Annotated in this window: 15 protein-coding genes; 4 read left to right on the top strand and 11 right to left on the bottom strand. The window is 48.6% G+C overall.

Going from position 1 to position 17,515, the window contains the following annotated elements:
- Nucleotides 1-46 precede the first annotated feature (46 nt).
- The 3 genes from OCU43_RS01865 to OCU43_RS01855 all read right to left on the bottom strand — a co-directional run bounded on the left by OCU43_RS01865 (nt 47) and on the right by OCU43_RS01855 (nt 3,335).
- Nucleotides 47-1,039 carry a TAXI family TRAP transporter solute-binding subunit gene (locus tag OCU43_RS01865; protein WP_091355058.1) on the bottom strand — a complete coding sequence of 331 codons (993 nt, stop codon included), beginning with the start codon at nt 1,037-1,039 and terminating at the stop codon, nt 47-49.
- Between the two features lie 81 nt (nt 1,040-1,120).
- Entirely contained in the window at nt 1,121-2,041 is a 921-nt protein-coding gene (locus OCU43_RS01860) for a dihydrodipicolinate synthase family protein (protein WP_091355055.1), read from the bottom strand.
- A gap of 364 nt (nt 2,042-2,405) precedes the next feature.
- Nucleotides 2,406-3,335, bottom strand: coding sequence for a LysR family transcriptional regulator (locus OCU43_RS01855; protein ID WP_091355053.1), 930 nt, complete (start codon nt 3,333-3,335; stop codon nt 2,406-2,408).
- Between the two features lie 232 nt (nt 3,336-3,567).
- On the opposite strand from OCU43_RS01855, the gene OCU43_RS01850 reads away from it, so the two are divergent.
- The 3 genes from OCU43_RS01850 (at nt 3,568) to OCU43_RS01840 (ending at nt 6,868) form a co-directional block, all read left to right on the top strand.
- On the top strand, nt 3,568-4,842 hold the full coding sequence (locus tag OCU43_RS01850) for an OprD family outer membrane porin (protein ID WP_091355050.1): 1,275 nt from the start codon (nt 3,568-3,570) through the stop codon (nt 4,840-4,842).
- Between the two features lie 656 nt (nt 4,843-5,498).
- Nucleotides 5,499-6,437 (top strand): HDOD domain-containing protein, encoded by a 939-nt coding sequence (locus OCU43_RS01845; protein WP_091355048.1) that lies wholly within the window; start codon nt 5,499-5,501, stop codon nt 6,435-6,437.
- A 95-nt stretch (nt 6,438-6,532) separates the two neighbouring features.
- Nucleotides 6,533-6,868, top strand: a complete 336-nt coding sequence (locus tag OCU43_RS01840) for a 50S ribosome-binding protein YggL (protein WP_091355046.1) — start codon at nt 6,533-6,535, stop codon at nt 6,866-6,868.
- Nucleotides 6,869-7,207: 339 nt separating this feature from the next.
- On the opposite strand, the gene OCU43_RS01835 is transcribed toward OCU43_RS01840, so the two are convergent.
- From OCU43_RS01835 to OCU43_RS01815, 5 genes are all read right to left on the bottom strand, one after another.
- Complete coding sequence (locus tag OCU43_RS01835) at nt 7,208-7,753, bottom strand: DoxX family protein (protein WP_091355043.1); 546 nt, start codon at nt 7,751-7,753, stop codon at nt 7,208-7,210.
- A gap of 9 nt (nt 7,754-7,762) precedes the next feature.
- Nucleotides 7,763-8,632, bottom strand: coding sequence for an HvfC/BufC N-terminal domain-containing protein (locus OCU43_RS01830; protein WP_091355040.1), 870 nt, complete (start codon nt 8,630-8,632; stop codon nt 7,763-7,765).
- Nucleotides 8,632-9,561, bottom strand: coding sequence for an MNIO family bufferin maturase (gene bufB / locus OCU43_RS01825; protein ID WP_245756508.1), 930 nt, complete (start codon nt 9,559-9,561; stop codon nt 8,632-8,634). Before bufB ends, OCU43_RS01830 begins: the two co-directional genes overlap by 1 nt.
- Complete coding sequence (locus OCU43_RS01820; RefSeq protein ID WP_091355034.1) at nt 9,548-9,898, bottom strand: BufA1 family periplasmic bufferin-type metallophore; 351 nt, start codon at nt 9,896-9,898, stop codon at nt 9,548-9,550. Before OCU43_RS01820 ends, bufB begins: the two co-directional genes overlap by 14 nt.
- 294 nt (nt 9,899-10,192) lie before the next feature.
- Nucleotides 10,193-12,118, bottom strand: coding sequence for an FAD-dependent monooxygenase (locus tag OCU43_RS01815; RefSeq protein WP_091355032.1), 1,926 nt, complete (start codon nt 12,116-12,118; stop codon nt 10,193-10,195).
- 321 nt (nt 12,119-12,439) lie between these two features.
- Here OCU43_RS01815 and OCU43_RS01810 point away from each other — a divergent pair, with 321 nt between their 5' ends.
- Nucleotides 12,440-13,711 carry an NAD(P)/FAD-dependent oxidoreductase gene (locus OCU43_RS01810; protein WP_091355030.1) on the top strand — a complete coding sequence of 424 codons (1,272 nt, stop codon included), beginning with the start codon at nt 12,440-12,442 and terminating at the stop codon, nt 13,709-13,711.
- 68 nt (nt 13,712-13,779) lie between these two features.
- On the opposite strand, the gene OCU43_RS01805 is transcribed toward OCU43_RS01810, so the two are convergent.
- From OCU43_RS01805 to OCU43_RS01795, 3 genes are all read right to left on the bottom strand, one after another.
- Entirely contained in the window at nt 13,780-14,628 is an 849-nt protein-coding gene (locus tag OCU43_RS01805) for a protein NO VEIN domain-containing protein (protein ID WP_091355028.1), read from the bottom strand.
- Nucleotides 14,629-14,858: 230 nt separating this feature from the next.
- Entirely contained in the window at nt 14,859-15,986 is a 1,128-nt protein-coding gene (locus OCU43_RS01800; protein WP_091355025.1) for a GNAT family N-acetyltransferase/peptidase C39 family protein, read from the bottom strand.
- A 23-nt stretch (nt 15,987-16,009) separates the two neighbouring features.
- Nucleotides 16,010-17,458: a RimK family ATP-grasp domain-containing protein gene (locus OCU43_RS01795; RefSeq protein ID WP_091355023.1), complete on the bottom strand. Its 1,449-nt coding sequence runs from the start codon at nt 17,456-17,458 to the stop codon at nt 16,010-16,012.
- Between the last annotated feature and the right edge of the window lie 57 nt (nt 17,459-17,515).

Here is a 17,515-nt window from a genome sequence, read left to right as displayed (position 1 = left end):
GTAAAGGAAGTCCGGCCCTTAATTGCAGGCCGGATTATCGACCAGGCTACAGAAGCCCAATCTCTTTATAGTAACGAATGGCACCGGGATGAAGTGGAATGCCATTATTTTCAGGTTTAGCTGCGTCTTCTGGCTTGAAGAACTTCCAGGCAGGAAAGTCTTCAGCAAGTGTATCCATATTTTCGATAACCAGTTTAGTAATCTGGTAAGCGGTCTCATCAGGCAGATCACTGTTAGCGATAAGATGAGTACCATAATTTCCGCCGACTACTGGCTCAGTCTGAATATCAAACCATTTAGGAATAGAGCCTTTTTGAATGCCGACTTTAGCTAAAGCAGCGAGCCCTTCTTCAGAAATATCAATAAAACGAACGCCCCCGGTGAGCGTAATTTCCTGAATAGTTGGGTGACCTCTTAAAATAGTATCAAAGTAGATATCCGCCCGACGATCCCTGATCATTGATGCCATCTGCGCGGGAGCTACCTGAATGATGCGACCACCATTCTGCTCGATTTTCTCCCGGCTGGTGCCGTGAGCTTTAAGAATAATATCGACTGCAGGAGGGATGTTAGAGCCTGGCGGTTTCATCAATATATTGACAGGTTTGCCGGACTCAAGAATATCTTTCAGCGTGGAGAAATGGTTATCCTCCATAAACTGATTTCTGACGATTGCGCCAATATAGACGGGGTTTAGCCCACCCACCAGTGAGCGGATATGAGTGGCTTTTTTACCGTTGTATAACAGTTCGCCATTCATTGCCCATTGAGAGGTTGCAACATTCGAGATCGCAATCTGGGCTTTGCCCTGTTCGACCACCATCGGGTTAGCGACACCGCCCCCTCTGGCAAGAATATCGATATCGATACCGCTATCGGTTTTTTCCATCATTTTTTTGATGGCGGCGGCCCCAACATACCATCCTGAGCCAACCTTCATTGCACCAATTCGAACAGAGTCTGCACTTGCGTTCATGGAGATAACAGTACTGAGTAGCAGCACGGTCGAGGTTCGGATAAACGTATTTATTATTTTCATGTTATACACCGATTTATGAGCCTGGCAGAGGAGAACATCTCAGCCAGGCTGGTATTAAATACTTATTTTGTCACTCTATCATTAAATGATTCCGGCTGAACGCAAAGCGTCCGCAATTTCAACTTCAGCACCTTCTGCTAACGGGAGTAATGGAGAGCGAACATTGGCGTTATCCAGAATACCTCTGGCCACCAGCGCATGTTTCAGGGCAACAGTGCCTTCCATGTGTGAGCCGCGATGGTAAACGCTCTTTGTAACAGGCAGCAGTTTATCGTGAATGGCACGGGCCGCAGGATAATCTTTGGCTTTGCCGGCTTTAATAAGTTCAACCAGCAATTCAGGTGCAACGTTACCGTAACCCACCAGCAGACCATCAACATCAAACATCGTGTGAAGTAGGTATTCATCATGGCAACTCAGAATCTGCAACTCTGGGTTTTCCTGGCGAATAACAGGGATTTCAGTATCCCAGCGACGCATGTTACGAACGCCATTCTTCATGGCAAAAACGCCAGGCTGAGCAGCAATTTCCAGCTGGGTTTCCAGATCATAAGTACACTTAGTGACATCAGGGTATTGGAACAGAATCAGCGGCAGACCACTTTCCTCATAGACGTTACGGTACTTATCCTGAGGCGCTCCTTTTTGATAGCCAAACCGCAACCAGCCGTGTGACGGGTAAAGAAGACCGGCTGTTGCTCCTGCTTCAACCGCACGCTTTGCTTCTTCTGCTGCAACTTCAGTACCTTCCAGAGTAATACCGGCAATAATAGGGATTGAACCATTGACCGCTTCTGCAAAGCTTTCGATGACCTTCATCTGTTCACTTTGAGACAGGAAAGTACCTTCACCCGCATGTCCAAGTACCGTCAGACTTTTAACGCCATCGATACCTGCAAGCCACGCACCCAGTTTTTTACAAGCAGCATAGTCCACCTCTCCAGTAGCAGTGAAAGGAGTAACCGGGGCTGGATTCAAACCTCTAAGATCAATATTTGTCATGTTATTACCTAATTGTGTCTGAAATATCTTTTATTGTTAGAGCAGTTAGTTGTGTGAAGTAATGGAGCAGGCTCTGTATCAGTTGCCTTTTGGAATGCCTGATTACTTACATAACGTAGATTCAGTCTAATACTGCTCAACCTATACATGAATACCTATTATTGAATTTCAGATATGCATATTACGTATATCAAAGAGTACAATCCGTCATCTGACAAATCACTTAGCCAACTTTGGTTACGTCATCTCTTAATGTGTTTAAACAGACCGGGGAGAGGCTGAATATCAGGTGGAGAAGGAGTTACAAAATGCAGACAGCATAGGATAGGAAAGAAAAAGAAAGACCTGACCACTACCACACTCTCTAATTAAGTATTTCGACATTATACTTATCACCAAGATTTGATGTTAACGATGTCAGATCTTTTACCAGCTCCATGACGGTTTTACATGCCAGTGTCAGCGAACCGTGGGGAGACATCGCCAGCGCTATATACCGGCTAATTTCCGGCTCAATAATCTTAACCGCTTTGACATTATGACTGTTCTCAGCAGCATAGCTTGCGTATGGCCCCAGGAGCGCATAACAGTTACCTTTTTCAACCGCTTCAGCCTGAAGCCCCAGAGAATCGGCTTCTAAAATGACATTGAGATTGATCTTATATTCAAGTGCAAGCTCATCCAGGCGATCCCTCCAGGTACTGGGTCTGCAGAACGTGGTCAGCGGTATGCCATCGATAGCAGCAAATGTTAACTCGTTTTTGCATGTTAAAGGATCATCTTTATGACCGACTAAATAGGTGGATGTATTTAGCAGATAGATATCTCCATTTTTCGGAGATGGGCTTTGCCGATAGAGAATCGCTAAATCAACTTTACCCTGTTCAAGCCAGGTTTCCAGTTGCGCCCCCTGCCCCTCTCTCACCATTAGCTGAATCAATGGATACTTTTGTTTGAGAATGAAAAACAAATTGCTGATCCAGGGGTGTGATGTCGATGGCAGAATGCCGATACTCACTTTTCCGATGGGCTGGCCAGATGTTTCCCGTATATCATTCTCAAGCTGTTCTGTTGAGAGAATCCAGCCACGAACTTTGGGAGCCAGTCTTTTACCTAAATCAGTTAACTCAACCCCCCGCCCATTTCGTTGAAATAATCGCCCACCGCACTGCTTTTCTAAATCCTGGATATGTCTGGAAACCTGTGGCTGACTAATATTCCAGAATAACGCTACCTTGCTGAAGCTACCTAACTCAGCGGCATCGATAAAAACTTTCCAGCTGGTGTAATTCATCACGATACCCTTATCAAGCTATTCATTTAATGCATATCTGAAATTCTAAATCAGCCATTCTTGTATGTTAAGGATAATACTATAGTGAGCAAACGTATTGTAATTAATTACTAACAAATAATTACAACATGATAATAAACCATAAAATTCAAATAGTTAATATCTTTTGAGTGATGTTCAAGCACTCAGGTTAGAGCAATAAATACAACAAAAAAATAACTTGGAGTTTTCGATGAAACAAGCTGATAAAACCTTACTCGTATTAGCCATCGCCAGTATCTGCAGCGCAAGTGTCTCTGCTGATACCCTCAGGGATTCACTGAAGAATGGTACTTTTTCTGCGGAAATCAGAAACGTTGTCGTACAAAGCTCATACACAGATGCTATCGGTGAAGCCGGAGTTACCAATAACAACAACTCGGGCGGCACTGCCATCTCAATTAAATATGAAACAGCCCCCTATAGCGGACTGAAATTTGGTATCGCTTTCCAGCATGGCCAGGACTGGAAGTTGCAGGATGAGTCTACAGGCCTCTCTATCAAAGGAGGAGAGGATGAGCACAGGGTTAGTATTACGTCTACCAGTCTTGAACAGGCGTATATTGATTATGCTTTCAATCAAGAGACGTCGAATACCAGCATCCGCCTGGGACGACAAAAAATTGTGAGTCCTCTGATCATGAATAGTGGTGTATTTCCGATGAAAGACACCTTTGATGCGGTCGTTATTACCAACAAAGATCTGCCCGATACTACGCTGAAACTGATGTACATCGATAGCTGGATTATGCGCTATGGTGATGCTGCCAGTGCCTCACCGACGCAGAACGATATACACTATGAGAATCCGCTTTACTCACTCTATCTTAATAATAACAGCCTCGCTGGCCTTAATGTCGAAGGGCAGTGGCTGATCAACGATAATAACTCAAAAGCGGGAGACCCTCCAACGGCGGCGGTAACGGCCGATGGCTACCAGGCAGGTTTTCTTGGCCTGACCTATAAGATTCCTCAAACGTCATGGGTTCTCGGCGCCAAAGTGCTAACGGCGGATTATGATACGTTATCTGATACCGGTTACTGGGGTGTAAAAGCGCAAACCAAACTGGGTGATTACACGGTTAAACTGGCCTATACCGATGTCGATGATGCTCGCAACTTCCCCGGGACACTGGGCCATGTACCTATGTTCAGAGCGTATCACTCAACCGTCACAAGTGAGATTTTTGCTGGCTTGAAAACAACATCCCTGAGTGTCAGTTCAGGCTTTGGTATTCCTGGATTCAGCTCAGGAATTACCTATGCAATGTGGGATCAAAGTGCTACTGGTATGGCTAATAGTGGTAAAAACTTTGATGGCGGCTCTGAGCTGGCGCTGGATCTGAAATATAAATTTCAGACGTTCGAAGGCCTGTCATCACGTATTCAACTATCCCAGATGGATTATGACCAGGCCGGTGATGATGATCAGACCTACCTGAGGGCTACACTGAACTACGCCTTCTGATAGTTTGCTATTACCCCTTCGATGGTAATCAGTCTGGTCGCTATACAAGCCGATAGTTTTTAACTGGATAAAACCAGACTTTTGAGAGGGCATGCCCTCTCTTTTTTATTGTGTAGAGAAAGTCGTCAGATCATTCCTCAACTATTACAAACTGACATCGCGAATGCGCCTGCATGTTTCAGCCCCTCCCCCCCCCCTGCGATGCTGTTTAAATAGATGAGCAACCATCTCACTATATCTGTCACTATGGTAACTGTGCCTGGTCAAAAAGATTTACATATTATTGCAGATGGCAGAGACTTACAGAGTCAGGCGGATGCTGTAATGTGCGGGGCTGCAAAGAGTGGTAAGTGGGGATAAGTCCCCAAACTGTATAGAAACCAGCCAGTCTGTTGATTCAAAAGCCCGCCCAAATGATCTGCTCTGATAACAATACTATGCGCAAACGCTTAAGCCGCGTTTGATGAAAGGATATACCTCAACTGCTGGAGTCGACTGTCGTGCTATTTGGACTATTTGGTAGAAAAAAGAAAAACGCTGACAAGCGGCCTAAACCAACGAGTCGGTCCAGCGAATCAGCAAGCAAACCCTCCAGGCCTTTCGGGCAGCTTTTGGATGAGCCTGCCGATGAGGCCACATCGGAATTATCGCAGGAGATGTACAGGTCGCTGACCGAATTCAATCTGTTTGTCGCATCATATATCGATGAGCAACAAGCGGCCCGGGCACAACAACTGTGTGAAAAACTGCCAGATCCAAATCCCGTACAAGCAAAGTTAGCCGGTGGCCTGGATACACCACAGGAGCTGGTTGCCACCCTTGCCGCCGATCCCGGACTGACAGCAGAGGTGCTGCGTACAGTGAACTCCGCAGCATTTTCATTGACCTCACCTATTTCAAGCGTTCAGCACGCGGTTAATTATCTGGGGGTCAGTTTTGTTAAGGGTCTGGTATCCCAGGCCGCGACAGCGGATCAAACCAAAGGCTGCTCTGAAGCACAGAGAACCGCATTGCAGCGGGCCTGGTTATCTACCGCTGTTGCAAGCGCGTTTGCCAATTTATTGGGACAAAATGCGGGTCATCCCCGCCCCTCGGTGTTGGCAACCAAAGCCCTGTTTTTCAACCTCGGTGACCTGGGGTTTATCCTCGGTGAGGAAAGCGCACACACCTGGTATGCTGAAGGCATGACAGTGCTTGACAGAATTAAAGCGCAGCAACAGGGTAGCGGATTGAACGCCGCTATCGTTGGCTCAACATTAGCCCGGAGCTGGGGATTACCGGAAGATATTGAACGGGCCATTGCCAATTCCATGCTGCCGCTGGTCAAGACACCCGCGCAGTTGCCTCGGGTTTTGCAAGAGGATGAACTGAAAGATACCGTGCTACTTTATCTTGCCGCACGTATCGGTGACCGTGTAGCGTATCGCGGCCTGCGTGACTTGTCCGAATTCAATCTCGAAGCAGAAGATGAACCCGGGATATTCTTCCTGAAAAACCACCTGGATACGTCTGACCAGAAACTGGTTATCAAGTTGCTGTCAGATACAGGCTTTCGCAATAAGTTTAATCGCCTTCTGTCGACATTAGCTATTTGAACAAAATTCTAAGGGAAATGCCCTCCCATCTGGGTGCCTTTCTGATTACATTATCCTCACTTTTACCCTATTTATTAATATAAGGATTATCCCTCATGGAAGCACGACAGAAGCACAACCGCCGTCTACGCAAAAAACTGTACCTGGGTGAGTTTGCAGTTAATCTCTTTGAGATAAATGTGACGCTATCCACCAGCGCAGAGACGGATCTGGATGCGTTCATTGATAGTTTTGTTGATCAACTTGAAAAGCTGGGACTAACCTACTTTGGTTACTCCGATGCTGACGGAATTCAGGGACATGTACTATCTCAGAAGCGCTACGAGTCTCCCTCTGAGAGCCAGAAACAGGAACTGTCCGAGTGGTGTGGCACATACCCTGGTATTAAAAGTTACGACCTGGGCGAGCTTGTGGATATTAATCAGGCTTAGCGTTTTAACTCAGATAAGCCTCCTTCTATCCACCTCCCGTGCAGCAGAATCTAAAACAGCATACCGATAAGCTAGAATAGTGTCTTTCTGGGACGCATGAAATCACTGATTTCCTGGCGTAGGCTGGAATCGGTGATCGCAACTGATAACCTGAGACGGGCAATGGCGCAGTCAATCCGTCACACAATCTCCCCGCACCTACCCAGCCTCGGGGCAACCTTTTTCGTTGTTTTGTCGAAAGAAAGGCACCTGTTGATAACACGCTCTTTGCCTCTCAAGCTTTGGCGAGTTTTATGCTGCCCCTATTTATCTCTGATGTTGAATATCGGTGGGGGAGGTTTACAGCGAAGCAGGTTTCGCATCTAAACCAAGCAATCGATCAATTGACAGAATTCCCGGGCCACGGGCAACAATAACCAGCAGGGAAACGGCCCACCAGGATGCTGGATTAATCCAGTGATCCCATGTTGGGAATACCGCCAGTTGAATAAACATTGTCATGCCTATCAGACCTAACGCGGCAAAACGAGACAACAAACCAATAATGAGTAAGACTGGCAACACAACTTCCGCTATACCCGCAAACACGGCCAGTAACTCAATCATTTTCACGACAAATGAGCCTTCAACATATTCAAGTGTTTCAGGGTTACATAGCTGTAATGCTCCGGGTCTTACCGGATCGGGGCAGAAGAATTCATACTTGAACAGGTCATACTTCTCGACATTAAACTTTAAAAAACCGTCCCACTTACTCAGCCCGGAATCCAGGAAGACTTTGGCCACCATAAAACGGAGAAAGAACAGTGCCAGGGGTTCTAATAATCGAGACAACTGCACGCCCAGTTGTACGTAACGTTCACGGAGTTTGCCTACCATACCCATATGTATTCCCTAGTGCTTATCATTGTATTTGGCCATATCAATTTCTAATATTTCATTTTGCAGGCAGGCAGAGAAAACATCACTGACATCAAAATCGGGGTCTACAGCTAACGCGGCATCAAAAGCCCTTTCAAGTATGCCTCCCTCTCCCTGTAACGTTGCCATAAGCGCTATTTCAGGCGCGGAAAGCGAGCGCGCCTGCACGGCCCCCTGTACACGCCAAAACATCACAGTATCAACAGCTACAGCACTATCCGCCCGCGTTAACTCGCTGATGCTATGGAGTTCTTCCTCAACAGCACTGTTCTCTACAGGCTCCGCGATACCTGAGTCAGTTTTTAGTCCAATCCATTGATTCAAAGTACCGGGATTGACTCTCAGAAGCACAACACTGGTGTTTAATGTCACCACGGCTTGAGTAAAATCGTGTCCCCCTTCCACCAGCCATGAGATCTTTTCTGCTGTCAGTGTCTGCGTCGCGTCCGCACTCATCAGGCTCGTTAGCCATGCGTAATCCAAACGCGCTAAGTCGACCAGAGCCGGGGATAGCGTTACCGTCTCAGGCGGTGCTTCTATCGCCGCAATAAAGTCACTGAGAAAGCCAGGGAAGCGCTGCCCATAGCCGACCAGCGTCCCTTGTCCAGGCGGAAAATGGTCGACATAAACACAGGCGATACGCTTAAACGTTTCGCGCCCAATAAGCTTTTCACACACAGGAAAGTTTGCGGCTAGCGCATCAACACAACCTTTATAAAAACCATTGCGATACACAGACAATCGCTTCATATGCTCAGCATTAACGCAAAAATCGTTCATACCACGGGCATCACCGGTACGCAGGTAATCTGCAAATGCATCAATGTAAGGACTCAGCGCCATCAGCGTGCCTCCTTTTGAAAGCCATTAGCCACCGCTGTATGACCGCTGCATTGATCTAAATAGCCCTGTGCCGTTTGGCGCTCCCTCATCAACTCAGCAAACGGCGGTATATTGGCATCCCGTTCGATTAATACCGGCCGATGTCCAAACAGAGACAACGCATGCTCCAACAAAGCCCAGACCGGGCCATCAATATCTGCTGCATGACTGTCGATTAATAGTGCCTGGCCTAATTCCGGGTCAGGGTCATACCCGGCCATATGAATCTCACCAACCAGCTCAGCAGGAATCTGCGACAGATACTCCGTTGCATCGATACCGGTGTTTTTACTACTGAGATACAAGTTGTTGATATCAATTAATAAACCACAGCCACTGCGCTGCGCAGCTTCAACTAAAAACTGAGGCTCATCCATCTCGCTGATGAAATCCAGATAGTTAGTCGGATTCTCAATTAAAATACGCCGGCCTATGCCTGACTGATAACGGTCAATCCCTTCCACTAACGACTGGAGTGCGTCCCGGGTTCTGGGCAGGGGCATAAGGTCAGCAAAATATGCACCGCCAGAGCGAGACCAGACCGCATGTTCGGATATCAGCGTTGGCTGAAACTCATTGATTAACGCTTTGACCTGTTGAATATGCTCAGGCATAGACTGATGATCATAGCCTAGTGACCCCCCGACGCCATGGAAGCTCAGATCATAGTTCTCACGGATTGAGCGGAGATAGTTTAGCCGGGGCCCGCCTGCAACAAAGTAATTCTCTGTATGCACTTCAAACCACAGACTATTTCCCGTGCAAATGGCTTCTTCCACAGGTAACGCCAAAATATCATCCAGGTGTTCAGCCTTTAACCCCAGGCCGGCCCCTAAATGCGCTCCGGCAATCAAAGACTGCCGGGGCGGGTTGCATTCATGAACCTTCAAGAGAACCCATTCCATTTGGTGTCACGATTGATTCACAGGTACCTTTAGGCGCATAGGCCCAGGCATTCGTCTGAAAATCTGTAGTCGAGGTACCTTCGCAGCTGGTACCGGCACCTGCTGCACAGTTATTCTCACCGGCGAGTGCAATACCAAAGCACTTATCTTTACGGCCGCTAATTTCTTCACCCGCTAACCAACTGTTAACTTTAGCCTGAACTTCGGCAGAGGCCGTTTCAGAAACCTTCAATTGACTACTAGGACCGGCCACGGAGCCCGTGCTCAGAAGCGCAGTTGACGCGCCAAGAAGTAGTGCTGTCGCTAAGTTTGCTTTGTTCATTTTTATTGCTCCAGATTAAGTCGATATTTTTATGTTGAGAGACGGCTGCAACAAGTTTTCGTCACTTGATGTTAGCTACTGTAAAGACTCAAACTGAAATAAAGCTGAAACGAAACAAAAAGAAAGAAAAATGAAAACAATCAATATTCAGGGTGTGTTTCAGAGCGTTGATGACCGTATAAAAACGATCAGCAATGCGTAGGAGATGATGAGGCGGGTATTAATAACCCATAAAAAAAACAGGCATCGGATCGCACCGATGCCTGTTTAACACTCTGCTATTTCAGCTTTATATTATCGGGCTATTGGCTGGTAGATTGCTGCAAAAAAGTCAGCCAGTGCCTTATAACTATCCAGCGGCAGAACCTGGGCAATATACTGATCAGGGCGAACCACAATCATACAGCCCTGTTCACGGTTGATACCCCGCATATCATAGATATCCCCCAGCCCTTTGTGATCAACACAAAACACCTTCTCATGGTCCTGAAGACCAAGTTTACCTTTGGTTGGGCAAAGCAGCGCGGGCATATCTTCATACGCCAACTGATCAAAGGTTTGCTGGAAGACAGCGCGAAGATCGATCAGACCATCGATATCCTCCTCTTTACCCGTGAACTTCACCACAGGAGAGTTCAGATCATTCTGAAGCCAGTCAGCCAGTTTGTGGACCGCTGATCCCGGTGCCGAGCTGTCATTCTTGCCTGCAAACGCATAGATGCGCCAGCGGGTATCTGCCTCAGCCACATGACCCAGCTGCATCTGCTTCGCATCCGCCAGGCGCACAACAGGAGCAGAGTGGAACCGGCGACCAATCTCTTCGCCCTTCGCCAGCGCCTGATGTGTTGCCGGGCCAACCAGAGCAGACTCACCATATTTAACCGCCAGTCCACCGGTAAATTCCAGATTAGCTTTAAACTGACGCATAAAGCGAGGCTCGTCACCATTATCCAGTACCGACTCCCCGGCAGGCGCGGACATAATGCGCGCCCACTCATGGTCGGTATCCACCAGACGTTTAGCCTCGGCCCAGCGTTCCGCAGAGTAACTGTGCAACAGAGCGGGATTAGCCCGTCCCTGGAGCACATGCGCCAGCTTCCAGCCCAGGTTAAAGGTGTCCTGCATGGACACGTTCATCCCCTGACCCGCTTTAGGGCTGTGAGTATGGCAGGCATCACCCGCGGTGAACACACGGGGGTTACGGCTGGCGGTTTCACCTTCTGGCACATCGTCAAACCGGTCGGTCATCCGGTGACCAATCTCATAGATAGACCACCAGGCAACCTCTTTAACATCGATCGAATAGGGCTGCATGATGCGATTCGCACCGGCAATCAGGTCATCGACTTTAAAGTTACGGTTAGCTACCCGCTCATCAGGATTCAGCTTATCCAGCTCAACATACATCCGGAAAAGATAGCCACCTTCCCGTGGCAGGATCAGTACGTTGCCTTCATGGGCAGAGGTGATCAGACATTTCTGACGTACATCCGGGAAATCGGTATTCGCCAGAATATCCATAACACCCCAGGCCTGATGTGCCGCATCCCCATGCAGTTCACCGCCAATCGCTTTGCGTACGTTAGAACGGGCGCCGTCACAACCAACGACATAGTTAGCGCGCACAGTTTTTCTTTCGCCCGCATTAATGCCACTGTTTTCAAGGGTAACGGTGACAGGGTATTCGTCAGTAGTCGTATCGACCTCAAGATCGACAATTGACCAGCTATAGTCGGGTTCCAGTCGTGTCTGTGAGTTTTTCATCACCTCGAGGAACAGCTCATGGATGCGCGCCTGGTTGATCAGGATATGGGGCATCTCAGAGGAATCATCGGCAACATCCTGCACTCTGCCGATACGTTTGATATTGGCTGGTTTTTCCGGATCAGGCATCCAGAAGTTGGTCTGATTGACCCAGTAACTTTCTCGCTTGATCTTATCTGCGAAACCAAACGCCTGGAACATCTCCATGGTCCGGGTATTGATACCGTCAGCTTTACCCTTTTCAATCGGACCCGGTGTAGGATCAACGATCATGGTGTCAATTTCAGGGAACTGAGACAGCTGTGCCGCCAGGCAGAGACCTGTGGGCCCACAACCGGCGATCAATACATCTACTTTTTCCGGCAGCGGAGCAAACTCACTACGGTCGCGACGCTTTGCTGTCGCATTTTTTATATCGGGATCACCCCCACGAAAACCATCCACATAATACTGCATCGCTTACACCTTCCGATCTTCTTGTTGTATAGAGGCAACCACTGTAAACGATCACATATATAGATAATAATTGATATTTATAGCCAGATATAAAGATTATGCATATATAAATGCTAACCCAATGATTTCGCGTCAACTAGCTTTCAGCAGTGACACCCTTAGCCCGAATTTTCATCACCGTCCGCTCCGCATCACGCCTGCTATATACCCTACGACCAATGTTTACAAATATAACATTGACTCTGGCTATATTTTGATCTTATATTAGATAAATCTAATAAATATAATACTAAAATAGAGAGTGATCTCTGGAGGAAATGTATGGCGCATATCATCATCCTCGGTGCCGGACTTGGCGGCGTTCCGATGGCCTATGAAATGAAGGATCTGGCCGGGCCAGACGATACGGTTACTATCGTTAGTGATAAGGATTACTATCACTTCGTCCCCTCCAACCCCTGGGTTGCTGTTGATTGGCGCAAGCGTGCAGATATTACCGTTCCTCTGGCCGCGCCAATGGCAAAAAAAGGAGTTGAACTGGTTGTCAATGCAGCTAAACGGGTTCACCCCGAAAGCAACGAACTGGAACTGTCTGACGGCACCCGACTGCGCTACGACCACCTGATTATCGCCACCGGTCCGAAACTGGCATTCGATGAGATCGAAGGCTTCGGCCCGGAAGGCTTCACAAACTCTGTCTGCCATATCGATCATGCAGAAACGGCCTGTGATCAATGGAACGCGCTGGCGGAAAACCCCGCTCCGATTGTTGTCGGCGCGGTGCAGGGCGCCAGCTGTTTCGGCCCTGCCTATGAAACCGCCTTCATCATGGATTCTGATCTGCGCAAGCGCAAAATCCGTGATCAGATCCCCATGACCTTTGTTACCTCAGAACCCTATATCGGCCACCTCGGCCTTGATGGCGTTGGCGACAGCAAAACCATGCTGGAAAGTGAACTGCGTAAGCACCATATCGACTGGATCTGTAACGCCAAAGTTGACCGCATAGAAGATGGCCTGATGCACGTTATCGAGTGTGATGAGCAGGGCGAAGAGAAAAAGCGTCACGAACTGCCCTTCGGCTATACCATGATGCTACCCGCCTTTACCGGCATCGACGCCGTGCGGGATATCGAAGGGCTGGTGAATCCACGCGGCTTTATTATTATCGATAAACATCAGCGTAACCCCACCTACCCCAATATCTGGGGTATTGGTGTCGCCGTCGCCATTGCACCAAAAAAACCAACCCCCGTGCCTACCGGCGTGCCTAAAACCGGCTTTATGATTGAGAGCATGGTCACCGCCACCGCCCATAACATCCGCTCGGTGCTGGACAGCAAAGAACCGGAAAGCGAAGCCACCTGGAACGCGGTCTGCCTGGCTGATATGGGCGACAGCGGTATCGCCTTTGTCGCCATGCCGCAGATTCCGCCACGCAACGTTAACTGGATGAAATCCGGCAAGTGGGTGCATCTGGCCAAAGTCGGCTTTGAAAAATACTTTATGCACAAGATCCGCAGCGGCGTCAGCGAACCGATCTTCGAGAAATTCCTGATGAAGATGCTGAATATTGATAAGTTGAAGAAGTAACAGGGGAAGAGGGCCGCCCGGTGAAAGCCGGGCACGCTTTCTAAAATCGTTAGCCCGTTGCTATGTGTCTAACTCACCCGAGCCATATATTCTGATGGCTTTAAATCACAGAGTTCTTCCAAATTACCCTGTAGCGCAAATACCCTTGGATCTGCACGAAATTTAAATACCCGGTAAAGGTGGTAACGTTTTGCGTTTTCTTGAGAAAAGCGTAACTCATTGGGCGTTACATAGAATGGCGTACTTTTCCCATACTTAGTTGTCTTAGCTTCGATAAAACGATCGGTGCCATCCTCCTCGAAAGAACGGATGTCAAAGCCTGCCGCAGGGCCTTCGGTCACAGACACCTGTTCTATTCGGTCCGCAAGAGACTCTTTTCCGGCTCTAATTAATCTCGCTTGTTCAAAATTGATAACAAACTGCTCGCCCGCATCGCCCAGCTTTTGGTTTTGCGCTTCCCGCTCCAAATAGTTTACTACGTTAGGAATATAGACAGCCTTAGGCTCTGAAATAGCACTTGCAGTTCGTTCTTCAGGCTTAGGAGGCTTATCAAATGCAGCTAAGAAGTCGGTAACAGTTGGCACCTTGGGAACAACCTCAGAATCAGCTTGAAAAAGAGCCAACACTTCAGGATTTTTAACTAAATAATCAGTTACGGCGTAAGGCAAAACTTTACGTTGATAGTTATAGCGAGGCTTATAGCCATCAATAAAAGGGATCCCAAATTCAATTAGTACAGCACTAATATTTTGATGTTTGAGCTCAACCGAACCATCGGAACGCCCACTGAGCCGCTCCTTTAACGCTCGCCGGTGCGCAGTTTTGTTGTATTTCTCGCCCAGCAATTCAAGACGAAGCATATCGAAGTAGTCTTGAACGGCCGCCTCAACTTCAGATTCTGACCAGTAATTAGCCATTTACATCCTTGAAATCTAAAACTAGTAATACCAACACTCTGCCTCTATTTATTCAAACTTTCAAACAGTTAAAGTGCCTTTCCTCAATATTAAAGATCGCAGAGGCCTGCCAGATCAATGATCAGGCAGTAAATAGCTGTTCCAAAAGCTTACTCAGCTGCTTAATATGCGCTTTGGTCATATTTTTGAAGCTTTTGTGAGAAAATCACCGGTAAAGTCCCGGCCGATGTTTAACCCTGTTTCTTAATCGCCACCGCTGTTCTTAGCCGGCCACTGCCAAAGGCAGACATCTTATCGAAATCCTGTCGGGTAATCGGCAGATACTGGTTATCGATCGCCAGTTGGCTGATATCCTCCGCATCAGGGTCATGGACGTATAAGCAGCGCTCATCAATGCCGGTAACCGCCACCCAGTGGGGCGCTTTTTTGCCATCCAGCCGGAAGGTGCTGATAAGAATAATCACCGCATAGCCCGCCTGCAGCCAGTCTGATATCCGCTGCTGATCTATCTCCGCATAGATCACATCGATATGTTCATCACGATCGGCCTTCTCCACAAACTGCTGATGCACAACCGCCAGCACCTCTTTTTTATGTGGAGATCGCACGCCATCAATAAACAGGGGGCCTTCGGTGTTGATCAGTGCCTGCACAGCAAAGCCCCGCTGACTGGCGGCCAGGGCCAGCCCCAGCGGATGGCAGCCACCGTGGCCGGTGGTCATAAAGATGGTGGTGGCTTGCCGCCAGATATCCAGCTCCTCTTTCTGGTCCACCACCTGTGACTGATCCAGGCTGGCCATCGCCATCATCAGCGCTGCCGGGCCGCAGGTAAAAGGGGTGGTTTGCTGATACCAGGGGGTCAGACGCTGGGTTTTATCGATGCTCAGATACTGAATCGTCTTCTGCATCCGCAGTGCATCGGAATGATCTTCATAATAGTCGTGATATTCACCAAACACCCGATAGCCACAGCGACGATATAGCGCGGCGGCCGCCTGATTGGTTTTAGCGACCTCCAGACGCATAAACAGATAGCCCCGTGCTGCGGTGGCGGACTCAAGTTCGCGTATCAGTCTGACAGCGGTGCCGGAACCGCGCATCTCTGGCAACAGTGCCAATGAATACAACCGCGCCAGCCGGGTGCCTTTATGGCACCAGACCAGACCATATCCGACCACCCGGCTTTGACTGACAGCAACAATAAACTCACCATGAGGGGCTTTTATCCAGTTGCGCAAACTGCGCCGATGCAGCCGATCCCCTGCAAAGCAGTTGTTCTCTATCTGCTCCAGTGTATTAAGATCATCCAGAGTTGCCCGGCGTAAGGTCACACTCTGAAGATCAGGTTTGGTTTTCATCAATGGTTATCCCTGATCATGGCCTAGCGTCCACGCAGCTCAAAGCGACGCAGGAACTCATGCATAATCTGCATATACAACTCTTCACCCAGGTAGAGATCCTCGACACCGCTATCAATGCTTGGGTTATCGTTCACCTCTATCACATAGGCGCACTTATCCACCTCTTTAATATCGATACCGTAGAGACCATCTCCCACCACGGCGGCCGCTTTCAGTGCCGCATCCAGCACCACCCGCGGCACTTCAAATGTCGCCAGGGTGTCAAATCCGCCAGAGAAGTTGCGCTTTGATCCATGGTTATAGATCTGCCAGTGGTTGCGCGCCATATGGTAGCGGCAGGCATAGATTGCCCGGCCGTTGAGCACGCCTATGCGCCAGTCATACTGGGTGAACATATACTCCTGTGCCAGCAGTAAGGCAGATTCCTGAAACAACTGATCCAGCAGGGTCTTCAGTTCGCCGCGGGACTCAGCCTTGAACACGCCTTTAGAAAACGACCCTTCAGGCAATTTCAGTACGACCGGATAGCCAAACGCCATTTCAATGCTGTCCAGCGTCTCCTCACTGGCATCGGTAATAACCTGAGTTTTCAGGCTGGGCACCTTCTTGTAGTTAAACGCATCGTGCAGATAGACCTTATTGCAACAGCGCAGTATCGAGCTGGGGTCATCCAGCACCACCAGACCATTCTCTTCCGCCTCGCACGCCAGACGGTAGGTATGATGGTCTATGGCGGTGGTTTCACGAATAAACAGACCGTCGAACTGATTCAGATGATTTAACTCATCCGCCGTTACCGTTTGGGCGCGGATACCATACTTTTCGGCCGCTTTAACAAACCGGGAGATCGCCCGCTTATCACTGGGGGGAACCTTCTCTTGCGGGTCCACCAGAATCGCCAGATCCCAACGGTATTTTTTGCCTGCCCCCTTCTTGTGCCAGCTGATACGGGCGTAATCATCCATCACCCCAAGGGCAAAGCTGAGCTGTTCAGCGGTCAGAGATGACAGAGAACAACGGCTCAGACGGATATCATAGCCCGATTCAGTCACACTCAGTGACATCTCCAGCAATGGTGCCGGAAACTGCTGAAACGCTTTGCCCGCGATTTTTTTAAAGCGGACATCTTCAACCGCCCCCATACAGATAATGTGAGAGCCCGCAACGAGCTGCTGTTCAGCCAGGCCGGCCAGCAACGAACTGCTGAGCCAAAGACCGGAACTGCGGCGGCTGCGCAGGGCATTGATCACTTTAACACTGGGCAGCACCTGGTGTTGCCGGGCTTCCGCCAGCAGGGAGCAGTAATAGCCCTTACTGAGATAGCGCTCGGTATCACACAGGTTAATAATGCGGATTTTCGGTTCACCCAGTTTAGGATAATCCCGCAGATAGGTTTCAAAGGTCAGGGTATTAGCAGGCAGCCCCGACAAAGAAACATCATCATCGACCACGAAAAGCGTTTTATACATATGTCAGTCCAAAGGTTTGGGGCGATGCTTGAGCACATCAGACACTGACGGTTTGGG

Origin of the sequence: Amphritea atlantica, from assembly GCF_024347255.1 — a bacterium.
GTDB classification, from domain to species: Bacteria; Pseudomonadota; Gammaproteobacteria; order Pseudomonadales; family Balneatricaceae; genus Amphritea; species Amphritea atlantica.
The sequence above is the reverse complement of the archived record's forward strand: the minus strand, read 5'-3'. Positions and strand labels throughout refer to the sequence as shown.

Coding starts and splice junctions, on each gene's coding strand:
- OCU43_RS01810 (WP_091355030.1), top strand. CDS start 12,440: ATGGCGCATATCATCATCCTCGGTGCCGGACTTGGCGGCGTTCCGATG.
- OCU43_RS01795 (WP_091355023.1), bottom strand. CDS start 17,458: ATGTATAAAACGCTTTTCGTGGTCGATGATGATGTTTCTTTGTCGGGG.
- OCU43_RS01860 (WP_091355055.1), bottom strand. CDS start 2,041: ATGACAAATATTGATCTTAGAGGTTTGAATCCAGCCCCGGTTACTCCT.
- OCU43_RS01865 (WP_091355058.1), bottom strand. CDS start 1,039: ATGAAAATAATAAATACGTTTATCCGAACCTCGACCGTGCTGCTACTC.
- OCU43_RS01800 (WP_091355025.1), bottom strand. CDS start 15,986: ATGAAAACCAAACCTGATCTTCAGAGTGTGACCTTACGCCGGGCAACT.
- OCU43_RS01830 (WP_091355040.1), bottom strand. CDS start 8,632: ATGGCGCTGAGTCCTTACATTGATGCATTTGCAGATTACCTGCGTACC.
- OCU43_RS01840 (WP_091355046.1), top strand. CDS start 6,533: ATGGAAGCACGACAGAAGCACAACCGCCGTCTACGCAAAAAACTGTAC.
- OCU43_RS01850 (WP_091355050.1), top strand. CDS start 3,568: ATGAAACAAGCTGATAAAACCTTACTCGTATTAGCCATCGCCAGTATC.
- OCU43_RS01855 (WP_091355053.1), bottom strand. CDS start 3,335: ATGAATTACACCAGCTGGAAAGTTTTTATCGATGCCGCTGAGTTAGGT.
- OCU43_RS01835 (WP_091355043.1), bottom strand. CDS start 7,753: ATGGGTATGGTAGGCAAACTCCGTGAACGTTACGTACAACTGGGCGTG.
- OCU43_RS01805 (WP_091355028.1), bottom strand. CDS start 14,628: ATGGCTAATTACTGGTCAGAATCTGAAGTTGAGGCGGCCGTTCAAGAC.
- OCU43_RS01815 (WP_091355032.1), bottom strand. CDS start 12,118: ATGCAGTATTATGTGGATGGTTTTCGTGGGGGTGATCCCGATATAAAA.
- OCU43_RS01820 (WP_091355034.1), bottom strand. CDS start 9,898: ATGAACAAAGCAAACTTAGCGACAGCACTACTTCTTGGCGCGTCAACT.
- OCU43_RS01845 (WP_091355048.1), top strand. CDS start 5,499: ATGTACAGGTCGCTGACCGAATTCAATCTGTTTGTCGCATCATATATC.